Raw genomic sequence first — 14,265 nt, forward strand, 5'->3', positions numbered from 1 at the left:
ATTGACGTCCCCCGACGGCTCGGGCTCCACAAGTTTCAAAATTCTCTGAAACAAGTGGCTTCTAGAGGCGTCGGGCGGCCGGGTCAAGCGGCGCCGCGACACCGCGAGCGGCGTTGACCACTTCACATTTCAACCAGTTGCGGGCCTGGATGCGCCCACCGAGCCTTCCAGAGCCGTCCGTGCTTTAACTCCACCGTGCGGCCCGGCGAACATCCTGAGTTCTTTCGGTTGCCCCCGCCGGAGGGCCGCTCGAGGGAGAGCACCATTCGCCTGGACGGCCAAGGTCGCTTCTTCCACGACGGGCAGGTCGTGGACCATCCCCGCCTCGCACGCGCCCTCGCGACCTGGATTTCGCGGCACCCCGACGACAACCGCTACATCCTCAACAACGGCTACGACTGGACCTATTTCGAAGTCGAAGACGTCCCCTACTTCGTGGCCGCCGTCTCTCGCGGCCCTGCGGGGCTCGTCTTGGAGCTGACCGACGGCTCGCAGCAGCCGCTCGACCCCGCGCAAACGACCTGTTCGGCGGACGGAAACCTCCGCACTCGCGTCAAGCCCGATGCGCCCGGTGGGCCCTACGACGCGAAGTTCACGCGAGCTGCACTCGTCGACCTCTCCGCCGAGGTCGAAGACTCGGGCGACGGAGCGCTGCGCCTGGCCGGCGTCCCGCTGCGGCTCGAGTCGTAGCCGATCGGCCGCCGAATCGGGGTTTTGAAGCCGATCGTGGTGAAACCTCGTGTACGATGCCGCCCCGATGCGTCTCCTCATCGCCGACAAGCTTCACCCCCGTGCCATCGAAGAGCTTCGCGCTCTCCCCATCGAAGTGATCTACGAACCCGAGATCACGCGGGAGACCCTCGAACAGAAGATCACCAACGTGGGCATCCTCGTGGTTCGGTCGACCGAGGTCACGGAAGCCGCCGTTGAGAAGGCGCGCGCGCTTCACCTCATCGTCCGCGCCGGCGCGAACTACAGCACCATTGACGCGAAGGCCGCCAGCCGCCGCGGCATCTACGTGGCGAACTGCCCCGGAAAAAACGCCGGCGCCGTCGCCGAGCTCGTCTTCGGTCTCCTCATCTCCATCGACCGTCGCATCCCCGACGCCATGGCGTCGTTGCGGTCCAGCAAGTGGGAGCGCGGCGAATACAGCAAGGCCGAGGGCATCTTCGGCAAGACGCTCGGCGTGGCCGGCATGGGCGCCGTGGGGCGCGACGTCGCGCAGCGGGCGAAGGCCTTTGGCCTCAACGTCCTCGGCTGGAGCCGCTCGCTCACGCCGTCGCGGGCCGCCGAGCTCGGCATCGGCTACGCCGGCAGCCTCGAGGAGCTGGCCTCGAAGTCGAACATCTTGAGCCTCCACTTGGCGCTCACCGATCGCACGCAAAAGATCGTCGACAAGCGAATCTTCGACGCGATGCCCGCCCGCGCGATCCTCATCAACACGGCCCGCGCAGACCTCGTCGATCAAGCGGCCCTCCGCGCCGCTGTGCGGGGCGGCCTGCGCGTCGGCATCGACGTCTACCCCGACGAGCCCAAGGGTCGCGGCGAATACCATTCGGACCTGTTCGCGCCGGCGACGGCCGGCTCGGGCTTCGTCTACGGCACGCCGCACATCGCCGCCTCGACCGATCAGGCGCAGCTCTCCATCGCGACGGAGACGGTCCGCGTCATTCGCTCGTTCTTGCTCGAAGGCCACGTTCCCAACGTGGTCAACACCTCGAGCTCGGTGGCGAAATTCCAGATCGTCATCCGCATGCTCGACAAGGTCGGCACCTTCGCCCACGTGCTCTCGGTCCTGAAGCGACACGGGAACAACGTCGAAGAGGTCACCAACACGGTCTTCGAAGGCGGCTCTGCGGCCTGCGCGAAGCTCCGCGTCGTCTCTCGGCCCACGGAAGTGTGCCTCAGCGAGATTCGCGCCTTCGAGGAAGTGCTCCAGGTCGACGTCGTCACGTTGCCGAACCTCGCCTGAGTCTCGCCGACTCCGATCCGCATGCGAACGACGGCCGCAAGAGTCCCTTCCTTGGCGGCTGCCGCTCTCCGGCGCTTAGGCCTTGGGATGGCCCTCTTGCTCCTCGTCGGTTGCCCGAAGCGGGAGGTGCGGAACGACGCCGGCGTGGAGGCGGGCACGCGCACAGTGACGGGCGTGGCGCCGCTCGACGCGTCTTCGCCGCTCGCTTCCGTGGACGCCGGCCTCTCGACGACGACGCGCGACGCAGGCCCGCTCCCGGCCGACGACGCCCTGCCGCCAACAGCGCCGGCAGACCTTGCACTCCGCGGCAAACACCTGCTCGAGGCCATCGTGCAGGACAACCCGGAGCTCGCGACGGACATCCTGTTCCCGCGCGAAGCGTTCCTCGCGGTGCGTGACGTCACCGATCCGGCGAAGGTCTGGGAGAAGAAGATCCTCGGGGGCTTTCAGCGCGACATACGCACGCTGAGCCGGCGCCTCAAAGGCAAAGACGCCCAATTCGTGGCCCTCGAAGTGGGTCAGGCGATCACGCGCGTCGTGCCAAAGAAGCGCGACTTCAAGAAACCTCTGTGGCGCGTTCGCCATTCGAAACTGCTCTTCACCGTCGACGGCCGGCAGCAGCGCATCGAGGTCGGCGAGTTCGTTTCGTGGCGCGGCGCTTGGTACGTGACCAAGCTGCGCTGAGGCGAGCCGCTGACGAAGCGCCAGGTTCTGCTCTCGGCCCGATACCTCCCCTGGTGGGGCGCTCCGCCTTTGACGGCCGTGGTCGAAAAGGAATCGCGTGAGCGAGCCGCGGGCACGGAATGGCAGAGCGCCAGCGCGACGAGGCAGTGGCACCGGAGGAACTCGCCGAGTACCTCCGCGGGCCACACGGCCCGAAGTCACGGAGCGACGACGGTGCCCGAGAGGTTGCCGAGGTCTGTCGTTCCGCCGCCCGCATTCAAGCACGTGTCTCGCGTCGTGTTCTCGAACGCGTTGCTGGTGACAGCGACCAAGACCGGCGCGAGGACAACGCCGACGGTACCGCCGATGGCAAGAGCCGCCATCGTGCCGACAATCCCCCCAGCGTCCCCGAGGACGCTACCGGCGAGGTTGCACGTCAACGTCGTCATGAGCTCGTTCGACGTGTCGCTCCCCAAGGAGAGCAGCCCGGGTTCGCTGCTACCGATGAGGCCGCCGTGCACGTCGTCGAGGAAGTCGTCGGAGAGCGCTACCAGCCCGTCGTTCGTTCGGTTCATGTCCCGCACCAATGCAGCGCTCGTGCCAGCCGGGGGGGCACCCGCAATTCTCTTCGTTTCCCTGGGTGTTCAGGGCGGGGAGCGGGACTCGCTGTCCGAACGGGGACACGTTGTCCCAAACAGGACATCGTGAGCCGCGTACACGACGCTGTCGATGAGGGCAGACGGCAATCCGAGCCGCCGTTGGAATGGCGGGGAGGATGCGCGTCCGCGGTGAGTTCGCGAGCTGCCGAGCCGTGCGCGAGCACCAAGCGGCGGCGAACGGCGCTGATGTGGGAGAATCCTGGCCCATGGACGCGGCTCTTATGCGACTCATTCACGAGTATGGCGGCGCGCCCCCGGGCGAACCCATCGCCGGGGCCGCCTCGCGCGCCGCCGATTTCGTCGAGCGGGCCATGGTCGTCGACGCGGCGCGTTGCGACGAAGTCCTGACCACGCAGATCGTGCTCGCCGATCGGATCGACGACTTCGTCAGGGCAATCCGCGAGTATCGCGCCGCACCGAACGCAGTTTCGCGCGAGATGGAAGAAACGATCGCCGCCGCCGAAAGACGATTCGGGGAGAGGTTGCCCGAGGGCATCGTCGAGCTCTGGCGCTTCCTGGGAGAGCCCGCTCGAGCGCGGTGGGCACGAGGCTTCATGAACTACCGCCTCGTCGACCCTAGCGAACTCCTCGGCACGGGCTACGCCGCCGACGCGCGCCTTGCATGCATCACCGAAGTCGGTTCCGTCGGCGACACTCGCGAACGTTTCGAAGGCGATTACGAAGAGTGGTTCGCCGATTCGGAGCCAGAGCAACAACTGTCTTCGCCGAGAGGCGTCACGTCGACCAAGGCCGGCGCGATGGTGATGCTCGCGCCCGAGCTTCGCGACAGCATCATCTCGTTCGCGTACTCCCACAGCCTGGACGTCTTCGTGGTCCACGATCTCCGCAGCGACGCCGCACCGTCCCCCGTCTTTCTGAACCACGACGACGACGAGGGCTTCAGCGAGTACCTGGCGCCAAGCGTCCGCGAATGGTTCGCACGGGAAGTGACGCGCGTGATTCGATCGATGGGCGAAGAGGACGACTGAGGGCGACCACGCGGGCCTCGACGCTCAACAGCTTCGGTCCGGCTTCCAGTTGAAGCCAGGGCCTAGCTTCACAGGTCGAGCGTTGGCCCACTCGTCCCTTGGGCCTTGCGTCGGGCCGGGTCGATGCCAACGCGATCTGGCGCGCGCTGCGGCGCCTGCGCACTCGCGGACCGAAGCTAGCGACCGCGGGACGGGACGCCTTCTTCGTCACCTCCCATCGCATTGCCGAGGACGAACGCGACGGCACCGACCACGACGAGCGCGATACGGATGCCCCAGCCCGCGGCGGCCCCCCAAACGTCGATCCACATGAGGATCCGGAGGTTGTAGCCGATGAGCGAGAGCACACTGGAGATGACGCCTGCGAGAGCGGCAAAACCGCCGACCTTCACGAGCATTCCCCCGACCTGAGACTTGGCGGACATGATGAGGATCCCTTTCGAGTCACGGCGTAGTCGTTGATGATGACGCACGCCTCCAGCAAGAAGGGGGCCGACACGGAGTCGAGGAAATGTGCACGGAAACCGCCCGACCGTGCCCGCGCCCCCGCGCCCGGCTGCGACCCCGGTTGCCGCCTGGTGCAACGCACTGCCCTCCCGTCCTTGAAGGTCAAAGGACTCCTCGGACCAATCCTGGCGCGCGGGAGCCGCTGGAACGCCCTTCACGCGGTCTCGGTGTCGATCGTGACCGACCGTTGGCCCGCGAGCTGATCGCGAGGACCAAGGCGCCCCGCGCTAACTCTCGCTCTTCTTCTTGTCGCGCTCGATCTCGATGAGCAACTCTTCGACGCGGCTCCGATGATCGAGGCCCGTGTCGTAGAAGAACCGAAGCTCCGGCGCGGTGCGAAGCGCAAGCGCCTTGGTCAGCTCGCTGCGCATGACCGGCGACGCGCGACCGAGACCGACCTCGGCGTTCTTCGCGGCGGCCTCGTCGCCAGACAGCAGCCGAAAGTAGATCTTCGCTAGGCCCAAGTCGTCGGTCATCTCGACGCGAGACACGATCACGCCCAAGACGCGCGGATCTTTCACCTTGCGCGAGAGAATGTGCGCGAGCTCCGTGCGAACTCGTTCGGCAACGCGAACAGAACGTTTTACGTCAGCCATAGAGTTCGTCTCCCACGGTGATGAGCTCCGTCTCGCGATCCGTCAGCTGGGCATCTTCCGAGAGCTCGGCGGAGCGAGCCACCTGTTCCAGAACGGAATCGCAGACGCTCGATTCGCCGGACACCACGCTCACGCCGAAGACGGCTCGCTGCCATTGATCTTGCGCGGCCACCTCGGCGACGGAGACATCGAAGCGGTTGCGAATGCGATCCCGGATCTTCTGAACCACGCGTCGCTTGTCCTTGAGGGACCTCGCGTGGGGGATATGAAACGAGAGCCGCAAGACGCCGACGAACATAGCGGGATGGAGGAAGAGAGGGACGGCCCGCAGGTCGTCCCTCTCGCGAGAGGACTTTCAGAGCTTCTGCCGAATCTCTTCGACGTCGTAGCTCTCGATGATGTCCTTGTCCTTGAGCTCGTTGAAGCCGTCGAGGCTGATGCCGCACTCGAAGCCTTCGGCCACGTCCTTGGCGTCGTCCTTGAAGCGTTTGAGGGCAGCGACCTTGCCGTCCCAGATGATGGTGTTGCCGTCGCGAATGACGCGAGCCTTGCCGCTGCGCTTGAAGACGCCTTCGATGACGTAGCAGCCAGCCACGACGACGTTCTTGACCTTGAAGATCTGACGAACCTCGGCCTTGCCGCTGGCCTTCTCGACGAGCGTCGGCGGGAGGAGCCCTTCCATGGCGCTGCGAACGTCGTTCACGGCGTCGTAGATGATCGAATAGAGGCGAATCTCGATCTTGTTCTCTTCCGCCAGGCTGTGCGACTTGCCCGCCGGCCGAACGTTGAAGCCGATGATGATGGCCTTGGACGCGGTGGCGAGGTTGACGTCGCCCTCCGTGATGGCGCCGACACCGGCGTGGATGATCGACATCTTCACCTTGTCGCCGGAGAGCTTGGCGAAGGCGTCGGCGACGGCCTCGACGGAGCCCTGGACGTCGCCCTTGATGATGACGCGGAGTTCGAGCAGGCCGCTCTCGGCGATGCGCTTCGACAGCTCTTCGAGGGACACCTTCGCGGTGGCCGGGATGAGCGTCTTGGCCATCTTGCCCTTGCGGCCGTCGGCGATCTCCATCGCCTTCTTCGAGTCCTTGACGGCGTGCAGCGGATCGCCTGCACCGGGCACCTCGGAGAGACCGAGGATCTCGACGGGGGTTGAAGGCCCGGCCTCGTGGACCTGTTTGCCGTGCTCGTTGGTCATCGCGCGGACCTTGCCGAAGCCGGAGCCGGCGAGGACGAAGTCACCGACCTTGAGCGTGCCATCTTGCACGAGGACGCGAGCGACGGGACCGCGACCGCGATCGAGGAGGGCCTCGATGACGGTGCCGCTAGCGGCGCGCTTGGGGTTGGCCTTGAGGTCGAGGATCTCGGCCTGGAGACCGACCATCTCGAGGAGCTGGTCGACGCCTTCGCCGCTTTGCGCGGAGACGTTCACGAAGATCGTGTCGCCGCCCCACTCTTCCGGCTGAAGGCCGGCTTCAACGAGCTCGCGGCGCACCCGATCGGGCTCTGCGCTCGGCTTGTCGATCTTGTTGACGGCGACAATGATGGGAACATGGGCGGCGCGGGCGTGGTTGATGGCCTCGCGCGTCTGGGGCATCACGCCGTCGTCGGCGGCGACGACGAGAATGACGATGTCGGTGACGCCGGCGCCGCGGGCGCGCATGGCGGTGAAGGCCTCGTGGCCTGGCGTGTCGAGGAAGACCACCACGCCGCGCGACGTCGGGACCTTGTAGGCGCCGATGTGCTGCGTGATGCCGCCGGCCTCGCCGGAGGCCACGTTGGTCTTGCGGATACGGTCCAAGAGGCTCGTCTTGCCGTGGTCGACGTGTCCCATGACCGTGACGACGGGCGGTCGTTGCACGTGATCCGTGTCGATGACCGGCGCTTCGCCTTCTTCACCACGCGCCGCGGCGATGTTGTCTTCCTCGCTCACGGCCACGTCTTCGACTTCCCAGCCGAACTCGGAGGCCAGGATCTTCGCCGTGTCGGCGTCGAGGGTCGTGTTGATGTGAACGCCAGTCATGCCCATGGAGAGGAGCTTGCCGAGCAGCTCCGTCGCCTTGAGGCTCATCTTGGCCGCCATCGAGCTGAGCGTGATGTTCTCCTCGATGCGGATGACCTTCTTGTGGGCGCTCATCTCCTGCGTCGAGGCCGGTCCGCCGCGTCGCATCGGTTCGAAGCCCGCACCCAGTCGGCCGCGCATGCCCGCGCCGCCACGCATGCCCATCATGGGCCGGCCACCGGGGCCTTGCGGCGCACCCGGTCGCCGTGCGCCGGCACCTTGCGCCGCGCGCGGATCGTATTGAACGCGTCGCGCCATCGCGCCGGCGGCGCCGCCGCCGATGGCTGTGCGCTGTGCGCTGGCCGGCGTCGGCATCGGAACGCCGGGACGACCGGTCCAATACTCAACGCCGGTCTTCGGCCGCGCGGGCTCAATGCTCGGCGACGCGGCCGGCGCTACGGGCGCGGGCGCGGGCGCGGGCGTAGGCTCGCGCGCTTCTTCGACGCGCGGTGCCACGGGCTCGACGGGCGCCGCGACCATGGGCTCCGGCGCAGGGACCGCGACGTTGGGAACGGAAGCGGGCGGCGGGATGACGGCCGACGGCGGCGGCGCCGTGATCTCCGGCGCGGGCACCGCGGGGGCAGCTTGGACGTCGGTTGGAGGGGGCGTCGGCGCCGGCGGGGGCGGCGACGGAACCTCGGCCGGCGTGATCATCACGTCGCGGGCGCTCTTCCGCTCGGCGGGCAACTCGCGCGAGCTGCGGCGCTCTTCGACCATCGGCTGCAGGCGTCCGCTCTCACGGTCCCGCACGTCCGGCGTCGATAGCGGCGCCGGGGGCGCGGCGGCAACCATCTCGGGAGATGACGGCATCGCGGCGGCCACGTCGCGGACGCTGCGCGGCGCCGACGGCAAAGCCGTTGACGAGGGAGCGGCGACGTCTGTTGCCGGTTTCGCAACCGCGCGTCGCTTGATGACGCGACCGTCGGTGCGTACCCGCTCCTCGACGACGTCGTGCGTCCGCTGCTTCTCGAGGTGACGCTTCACGCGCTCGACGGCCTCGGGCTCAACGGAGCTCATGTGATTGCGGACCTCGGAGATCCCAACGGCCTGAAAGAGCCCGACCACCGCTTTCGGGTCGAGGTTCAGCTCTTTCGCCACTTCGTAGACGCGTACCTTGCTCATCGAACCTCCCGAGACCTGCATGCATCACCCCGCACATCGTCTTTCGCGACCGGCGCGCCGAACGCGGCGAGCGGCGCCAAAACATCATTGACGGCCGCCACTAGCGCGCGCCCGATGGGGCCATCGAGCACCGCTGCGACGGCCACCTCGTTGCGCCCGAGAGCCGCGCCGAGCGCCGCACGGTCGAGCCACACGAGGGCGCGGCCATCGCGGACCGCCTGCTGAACTCCGCCAAGCGTCGCCGCGTGAGCGGCGTCTTGAGCCACAACCACAGCCGCGTGTTCGTGCTCCATGAGCGCCGCCGCGGTAGCGTCGGCGCCGATGGCGAGAGCACGCTTTCGCCAAGCCGTGATGAGCAGGCCGGTGGCGCGGCGCCCGTAGGCGTCACGGATGCGCTCCGCCAACTCGGCGGCAGAGACCGTCACCTTGGCCTTGAAGGCCCGCGAGAGGCCGCCCTTGGCGGCCTTCTCGAGACAGGCCGGTGCGGCGTGAACGTGCACGCCGCGGCCGAAGGCCCCGCCCGCCGCATCCACCACCACCGACGAACCGTCGCCGTCGTCGCCCGTCGAGACGAGACGCACGAACGCATCGCGCGGACCGGTCTTCTGACAACCGGCGCACGTGCGCGCTCCCTTCTCAGGGAGCGGCATGTCTTCATCCACCAACAGGTCCACGGGCTCGTCCTTCATCTTTCCGTCGCGCTTCAGGCGGTCGCCTCACGCGCCCTTGCTGCTGCCGCTTTGCGAGCGGCGTCGATGTGTTTCCACTCGTGCGTCATGAATTGCTCCGCGCCGTGCTTGATGACGCGCGCCTTCTTGATGCCGAGGCCTGTCTTGATGGCGAGCTTGTCTTCGTCCTCGCGGAGAAGGTCTTCGACGCTCTTGTAGCCCGCTTCTTCGAGCAGCTGGAGGGTTCGCTCGCCGACGCCACGGACGAAGAGGAGGCGCTCCTTCTCCGTGAGCGGTTCGACGCGCGACTCGGCAGCCTTCACGCGCTCCTGGCGCAGCCGCTCCATCGTGCCTTCGGCGCTGTCCTTGAGCGTGGCGGCAAACTCCGCCGTGACGCCCTGGATCGAGGTGAGCTCTTGCTCGCTCGCCTCGGCGACCTCCTCGAGGGCGCGGAAGCCCAAGCGGTACATGTTCCGCGCGAGGGCCTCGGTGACGCCTTCGATCTGCTGAAGCGCGCTGATGGCTTCTTCCTCCATCTGCTTGAACTTCGCTTCGCTGATGATGTCGAGCTTCCAGCCGGTGAGCTGCGCCGCGAGGCGAACGTTCTGGCCCTTGCGGCCGATGGCGAGCGAGAGCTTCTCGTCGGGGACGACGAGTTCCATGCGGCCTTCGCCCTCGTTGACGATGACCTTGTTCACTTCCGCCGGCTGGATGGCCGCGCAGACAAAGCGTGCCGGGTCGCGATCGTAGGGAACGATGTCGATCTTTTCGCCGCGGAGCTCTTGGACGACCGCCTGAACGCGGGAGCCCTTCATGCCGACGCACGCGCCGACGGGATCGACGTCGGCGTCGCGGCTAGCAACGGCGATCTTCGAGCGGGCGCCGGGCTCGCGCGCGCAGGCGACGATGCGAACGATGCCTTCGTAGATTTCCGGAACCTCGGCTTCGAAGAGCTTCTCGACGAGCTTCGCGTCGCCGCGGCTCAGGATGATCATCGGGCCGCGGGCCTCGCGATCGATGTCCTTCACGAAGGCCACGATGCGGTCGCCGGGGCGGTATGTCTCGCGCGGCGTTTGCTCGCGGAACGGCAGGATCGCTTCCGTGCGGCCGAGGTCGACAATGATCTGGTTGCCCTTCTCGAAGCGGCGAACCGCGCCCTTGATGAGCTCGCCCTTCTTGTCCTTGAACTCGTTGAAGATGAGGTCGCGCTCTTCGTCGCGAACGCGCTGAAGGAGCACCTGCTTGGCCGCTTGCGCCGCGATGCGACCGAAGGAGTTTCGCGCCTGCTTCACCTTGAGCAGGTCGCCGAACTCTTTGTCCTGCTCGGCCGCCTTCTTCGCGTCGGACGGGTGCCAGAAGATCTGGAAGCCGAGCTCTTCACCGAGCTCCGCTTCGAGACCGACCTGCTGAGCGTCTTCGAGCGCGATCTCGCGCTCGTCGTCGGAGGGGTCGTCGACGACGGTCATGTATTGGAAGAGGTCGACCTGACCGGTCTGCTCGTTGAAGCGGGCCTCGAGCTCACGCGTCGGACCGAAGGCGCTCTGCGCGGCCTTGAGGATGGCTTCTTCGACGGTCTTGACGAGACGTGCGCGGTCGATGCCTTTGGCTTCGGCGACTTCCTCGATGACCTTGAGGAGGCTCTCGGTTTGCGGCATGGGCTGGTTGACGGTGGCCATTTTTTACCTCTGGACGCGTTTTGAAGAGGGAGCCGCCGAAGGCGGATCCGACGAGAGGGATGGGCTGCTAGCGGGCGCGCTTTCCGGCGCCCCGACGGCACGCGACGAGGGCGGGCCGGAAAGGTCACCAGACCGTCTTGACGTGGGCGCGCCCTTTTTTCCGGGGCCCTTTCCAGGCTTCTCGGATTTTGGGAACTCGAAGACGAGGCGAGCCGAGGTGACATCGGCGACGAGAAACTCGTAGCTGCGCGGCCCGTCGACCAGCGTGACCGAACCGCCCTTGGTCTCGCCGAGAATGCCGACGAGGACCTTTTGCCCTTGCACAGCGCGCTCAAGCTTCACCTTGGCCTTTTCGCCGGCGAACCGTGAAAAGTCGGCCTCCGTGCGGAGAGGGCGCTCGACGCCGGGGGTCGACACCTCGAGGTGATAGCGGTGCGCCACCACCTCCACGACATCGAGCGCCGGGCTCAAATCGCGCGCGATCTTCGAGCAGGTGTCGAGGTCAACGGCGGCCTCGCGCGTCGACGCCTTTCGCTCGGCTGAGCCGAACTTCTCGACGAAGATGCGAAGCACCCAGCCACTCGGCTCGCTCTTAAATTCCACGTCCATGACCTCCGCACCGTGGGCGCGCGCAATGGGCGCGAGGACCGGATCAAGCCGGGCACGGTCGAGGGTGAACGGAGCGGGGGACATGCGGATTGGCGAGGTTTTTGGAGGGTTACGCTGGGGACGAGGCAAAAAAAAACGCGGGCTCCCGGCGTGGGGTCCGCGTCACACAACCACCAGCTGAGGCCGGCAGCGATATAGCCGGCCTTTCGGGGGCGCGCAAGCTCGGCGGCGTCGGATTCGAAAGTTGCTAACGGAGCGTCACAACCTATTGTGATCACTGGATGAATCGCTGAGCCGAGGACAACGTCGCGACGAGGGTCGCTTGGCGCTCTGTCGGATTCGCGGGTCAAGGCGGCGCGCGGAAGCGAGCGTGCCCGTGTAGCATGCCGCCCGTGAGCGGGCCCGTCGACACGGAGGCCATCCGCATCGAATACGTTGCGGCTGCGTCCTGCCCGAGCGCGGACTCGTTCCGCGCGCGGTTCTTCGCGCGGACGGACCGCGCTCGCGCCGCGCGCGACGAAGACGACGCCAGCGCACGCACGGTCCGCGTCCGCGTCACGGGTGGCGCCAGGCGTTTTGCCGGCTCGCTCATCGTCGAAGAAGGACGGACGCCGCGAGGCGAACGCAGCGTCAGCGCGCGCACGTGCCTCGAGGTCGTCGACGCGCTTGCGCTCATCGCCGCGCTCACCGTTGATCCGGAAGCGTCAACGACCGCCAACGGAGGCGCGCCCCCTGCGCAGCGACCGTTGGACCCGCTCGATGGGCTGTTCTTCCTCCACCAAGACGAGGCGAATGAGACGGCGACGCCTCTGAGGCTAGCGCCGCGCGGGCCCGCACCGCTCCCCGGAGCCGCATGGGCCGCTGGCGCGACGCTCGGTGTGCGCTCGGGGGTCGGGCCCGCGCTCGTCCCGACGGCAGGCTTGTTCGTCGACGTCGAGTGGCCGGGCAGGTCCTTTCGGCCTTCGGCAAGGGCGACGCTGATGGGCGCCCTTCCTTCCGAGGCGACACGAGGAGACCGGAGCGCGACGTTCCAATGGCTCGGGGGAAGGTTCGATCTTTGTCCCCTTCGAACGGCCTTCGGACGGTTCGTCGTCACGCCCTGCCTTGCGGTCGAGACCGGCACCCTTCTGGCGACGGCAGGAGCGAACGTCCCCGACGGGCAACGCGAGCGCCGCGCCTGGGTCGCCACGGGCGGCCTTGCGACGGCGACCTTCTACGTCTTGCCACACGCCTTCGTTGGCGCCGAGGCTGGCGCGCTTGCGCTGCTCCTGCGCGAGCGCTTCTACTTCGACCCGACTGTGACCGTCTTCGAGCCGCCGCCCGTCTCAGTGCTCGCCGGCCTGGTCGTGGGAGTGCGGCCATGACCACACCGACCCCGAAGGATCTCTCGAAGGGTGTCGTTCCATTTGTCGATCGATCGGGCAGCCCAGCGGCCATGGAGCCCGGAGGGGATCGTCCCGCGATCCCCGTCAGCGGCCAAAGCAGCAGCAATTCCGTGCGCATCGAGGGACTCGTGCGAGCACAATTCGACTTCGTCTGGCGCACCGCTCGCCGTCTCGGCCTCCCCGACGCGGCGGCCGACGACGCGGCTCAGCAGACGTTCATCGTCGCGTCGCGCCGCATCGACGACATCGAGGCAGGCAAAGAGCGCGCGTTTCTCTACCGAACGCTGACGAACGTGATGGCGGAGCAACGCCGCGCCTACGCGCGAAAGCGCGAAGACCTCAGCGATCAAGAGTACGTCGCGGGGCTCGCCGACCCGCGGCCGAACCCTGAGCAATCGATGGCCGACGCGCAAGCGCGCGAGCTGCTCGACCGCGCGCTCGCGGGCCTCGACGACGACGCACGTCAGGTCTTCGTCCTCTTCGAGCTTGAAGGCATGACGGTGCCGGAGATCGCCTCCGCGCTCGAGATTCCTGGCGGCACCGCGGCGTCGCGCCTGCGGCGCGCCCGCGAGCAGTTCGACAAGAGCGCGAAGCGGCTCCGCGCCGCGCTGGAAGGAGGGCGCTCGTGACCGATCCCAAGCGACTCATCGGCGATGCCAACGAGGATGAGTTCGTCAAGAGCCTCCTCCGCGGCGGCATCAACGATGCGCCTTCGCCGGCCGTGAAGGCGGAGGCGCTCAAGCTAGCGCTCGAGGCCGGCGGCGGCGGCGCGGCAGCAAGCAGCACGGGGGCCTCGGCGACGCTCAAGTGGTGGCTCGTTGGTGGGGTCGGCTTGGCCCTCGTGGGCGCAGCCGTTTGGAGCGCGACCTCGACCTCGACCTCGAACATTACTGGACGGAGTCCCGAAGGGACGGAGTCCAGTCATGTCGACGGGTCCGTCAGGACCCTAGTCACCTCGACCTCGACCTCGACCCCGACCCCGACCTCGACCTCGACCTCGACCTCCCGGACCCCGACCCCGACCCCTAAGCCGGTTGCGAGCGGCGCGCCGGCCGACCTCGCCCAAGAGATCCTCGCCCTCGACAAGGCGCGACAGGCGCTGAAATCGCAGGGACCGGCCGCTGCACTTCTTGAGCTGGGGGCTTACGATCGCGCGTTCCCGCAGGGGACGTTGAGGCAAGAGGCCGATCTGCTTCGCATCGAGGCGCGCGTGGCGAACGGCGACATGACAGAGGCCAGGCGCCTGGGAGACAACTTTCAACGGAAGCACCCAGGGAGCGCCCACGCGCGGCGGGTGCGCTCCCTGCTCGGTGAACGCGACGGGGGCGAGTAGCTTGGTGCGACGCACGGCGCC

The 14,265-nt window shown here is 67.4% G+C and carries 15 protein-coding genes; 7 read left to right on the plus strand and 8 right to left on the minus strand.

Annotated elements, in window-relative coordinates:
• Nucleotides 1-195: 195 nt before the first annotated feature.
• The 3 genes from IPG50_18905 (at nt 196) to IPG50_18915 (ending at nt 2,656) form a co-directional block, all read left to right on the plus strand.
• The gene (locus IPG50_18905; protein ID MBK6694253.1) at nt 196-690 is read left to right on the plus strand and encodes a hypothetical protein; all 495 of its coding nucleotides are present in this window, start codon (nt 196-198) and stop codon (nt 688-690) included.
• Nucleotides 691-757: 67 nt separating this feature from the next.
• Nucleotides 758-1,972: a D-3-phosphoglycerate dehydrogenase gene (locus IPG50_18910; protein MBK6694254.1), complete on the plus strand. Its 1,215-nt coding sequence runs from the start codon at nt 758-760 to the stop codon at nt 1,970-1,972.
• 87 nt (nt 1,973-2,059) lie between these two features.
• Nucleotides 2,060-2,656, plus strand: a complete 597-nt coding sequence (locus IPG50_18915) for a hypothetical protein (protein ID MBK6694255.1) — start codon at nt 2,060-2,062, stop codon at nt 2,654-2,656.
• Nucleotides 2,657-2,853: 197 nt separating this feature from the next.
• On the opposite strand, the gene IPG50_18920 is transcribed toward IPG50_18915, so the two are convergent.
• Nucleotides 2,854-3,210 carry a hypothetical protein gene (locus IPG50_18920; GenBank protein ID MBK6694256.1) on the minus strand — a complete coding sequence of 119 codons (357 nt, stop codon included), beginning with the start codon at nt 3,208-3,210 and terminating at the stop codon, nt 2,854-2,856.
• Between the two features lie 290 nt (nt 3,211-3,500).
• Here IPG50_18920 and IPG50_18925 point away from each other — a divergent pair, with 290 nt between their 5' ends.
• Nucleotides 3,501-4,283, plus strand: a complete 783-nt coding sequence (locus tag IPG50_18925) for a hypothetical protein (protein MBK6694257.1) — start codon at nt 3,501-3,503, stop codon at nt 4,281-4,283.
• Between the two features lie 176 nt (nt 4,284-4,459).
• On the opposite strand, the gene IPG50_18930 is transcribed toward IPG50_18925, so the two are convergent.
• The 7 genes from IPG50_18930 to IPG50_18960 form a co-directional block, all read right to left on the minus strand.
• Nucleotides 4,460-4,681, minus strand: coding sequence for a hypothetical protein (locus IPG50_18930; GenBank protein ID MBK6694258.1), 222 nt, complete (start codon nt 4,679-4,681; stop codon nt 4,460-4,462).
• Nucleotides 4,682-5,017: 336 nt separating this feature from the next.
• Nucleotides 5,018-5,386, minus strand: coding sequence for a 30S ribosome-binding factor RbfA (rbfA, locus tag IPG50_18935; protein ID MBK6694259.1), 369 nt, complete (start codon nt 5,384-5,386; stop codon nt 5,018-5,020).
• The gene (locus IPG50_18940; protein MBK6694260.1) at nt 5,379-5,684 is read right to left on the minus strand and encodes a DUF503 domain-containing protein; all 306 of its coding nucleotides are present in this window, start codon (nt 5,682-5,684) and stop codon (nt 5,379-5,381) included. Before IPG50_18940 ends, rbfA begins: the two co-directional genes overlap by 8 nt.
• A gap of 57 nt (nt 5,685-5,741) precedes the next feature.
• Nucleotides 5,742-8,573 carry a translation initiation factor IF-2 gene (gene infB, locus IPG50_18945; protein ID MBK6694261.1) on the minus strand — a complete coding sequence of 944 codons (2,832 nt, stop codon included), beginning with the start codon at nt 8,571-8,573 and terminating at the stop codon, nt 5,742-5,744.
• A complete protein-coding gene (locus tag IPG50_18950; protein ID MBK6694262.1) occupies nt 8,570-9,262 on the minus strand; it encodes a DUF448 domain-containing protein in 693 nt (230 codons plus the stop codon). Before IPG50_18950 ends, infB begins: the two co-directional genes overlap by 4 nt.
• 14 nt (nt 9,263-9,276) lie before the next feature.
• Nucleotides 9,277-10,917 (minus strand): transcription termination/antitermination protein NusA, encoded by a 1,641-nt coding sequence (gene nusA, locus IPG50_18955; GenBank protein ID MBK6694263.1) that lies wholly within the window; start codon nt 10,915-10,917, stop codon nt 9,277-9,279.
• Nucleotides 10,918-10,920: 3 nt separating this feature from the next.
• Nucleotides 10,921-11,610, minus strand: coding sequence for a ribosome maturation factor RimP (locus IPG50_18960; GenBank protein MBK6694264.1), 690 nt, complete (start codon nt 11,608-11,610; stop codon nt 10,921-10,923).
• A 308-nt stretch (nt 11,611-11,918) separates the two neighbouring features.
• Here IPG50_18960 and IPG50_18965 point away from each other — a divergent pair, with 308 nt between their 5' ends.
• The 3 genes from IPG50_18965 to bamD all read left to right on the plus strand — a co-directional run bounded on the left by IPG50_18965 (nt 11,919) and on the right by bamD (nt 14,244).
• The gene (locus tag IPG50_18965) at nt 11,919-12,890 is read left to right on the plus strand and encodes a hypothetical protein (protein ID MBK6694265.1); all 972 of its coding nucleotides are present in this window, start codon (nt 11,919-11,921) and stop codon (nt 12,888-12,890) included.
• 71 nt (nt 12,891-12,961) lie between these two features.
• A complete protein-coding gene (locus IPG50_18970) occupies nt 12,962-13,540 on the plus strand; it encodes a sigma-70 family RNA polymerase sigma factor (GenBank protein MBK6694266.1) in 579 nt (192 codons plus the stop codon).
• Nucleotides 13,537-14,244, plus strand: coding sequence for an outer membrane protein assembly factor BamD (bamD, locus tag IPG50_18975; protein ID MBK6694267.1), 708 nt, complete (start codon nt 13,537-13,539; stop codon nt 14,242-14,244). Before IPG50_18970 ends, bamD begins: the two co-directional genes overlap by 4 nt.
• Nucleotides 14,245-14,265: the final 21 nt, after the last annotated feature.

The organism is Myxococcales bacterium, from assembly GCA_016703425.1.
Classification (GTDB): Bacteria; Myxococcota_A; Polyangia; order Polyangiales; family Polyangiaceae; genus JADJCA01.

Excerpts from the sequence above, each read along its gene's own strand:
- IPG50_18910 (MBK6694254.1), top strand. The coding sequence starts at position 758 with ATGCGTCTCCTCATCGCCGACAAGCTTCACCCCCGTGCCATCGAAGAG.
- IPG50_18915 (MBK6694255.1), top strand. The coding sequence starts at position 2,060 with ATGGCCCTCTTGCTCCTCGTCGGTTGCCCGAAGCGGGAGGTGCGGAAC.
- IPG50_18920 (MBK6694256.1), bottom strand. The coding sequence starts at position 3,210 with ATGAACCGAACGAACGACGGGCTGGTAGCGCTCTCCGACGACTTCCTC.
- IPG50_18925 (MBK6694257.1), top strand. The coding sequence starts at position 3,501 with ATGGACGCGGCTCTTATGCGACTCATTCACGAGTATGGCGGCGCGCCC.
- IPG50_18930 (MBK6694258.1), bottom strand. The coding sequence starts at position 4,681 with ATGCTCGTGAAGGTCGGCGGTTTTGCCGCTCTCGCAGGCGTCATCTCC.
- rbfA (MBK6694259.1), bottom strand. The coding sequence starts at position 5,386 with ATGGCTGACGTAAAACGTTCTGTTCGCGTTGCCGAACGAGTTCGCACG.
- IPG50_18940 (MBK6694260.1), bottom strand. The coding sequence starts at position 5,684 with ATGTTCGTCGGCGTCTTGCGGCTCTCGTTTCATATCCCCCACGCGAGG.
- infB (MBK6694261.1), bottom strand. The coding sequence starts at position 8,573 with ATGAGCAAGGTACGCGTCTACGAAGTGGCGAAAGAGCTGAACCTCGAC.
- IPG50_18950 (MBK6694262.1), bottom strand. The coding sequence starts at position 9,262 with ATGAAGGACGAGCCCGTGGACCTGTTGGTGGATGAAGACATGCCGCTC.
- nusA (MBK6694263.1), bottom strand. The coding sequence starts at position 10,917 with ATGGCCACCGTCAACCAGCCCATGCCGCAAACCGAGAGCCTCCTCAAG.
- IPG50_18960 (MBK6694264.1), bottom strand. The coding sequence starts at position 11,610 with ATGTCCCCCGCTCCGTTCACCCTCGACCGTGCCCGGCTTGATCCGGTC.
- IPG50_18970 (MBK6694266.1), top strand. The coding sequence starts at position 12,962 with ATGGAGCCCGGAGGGGATCGTCCCGCGATCCCCGTCAGCGGCCAAAGC.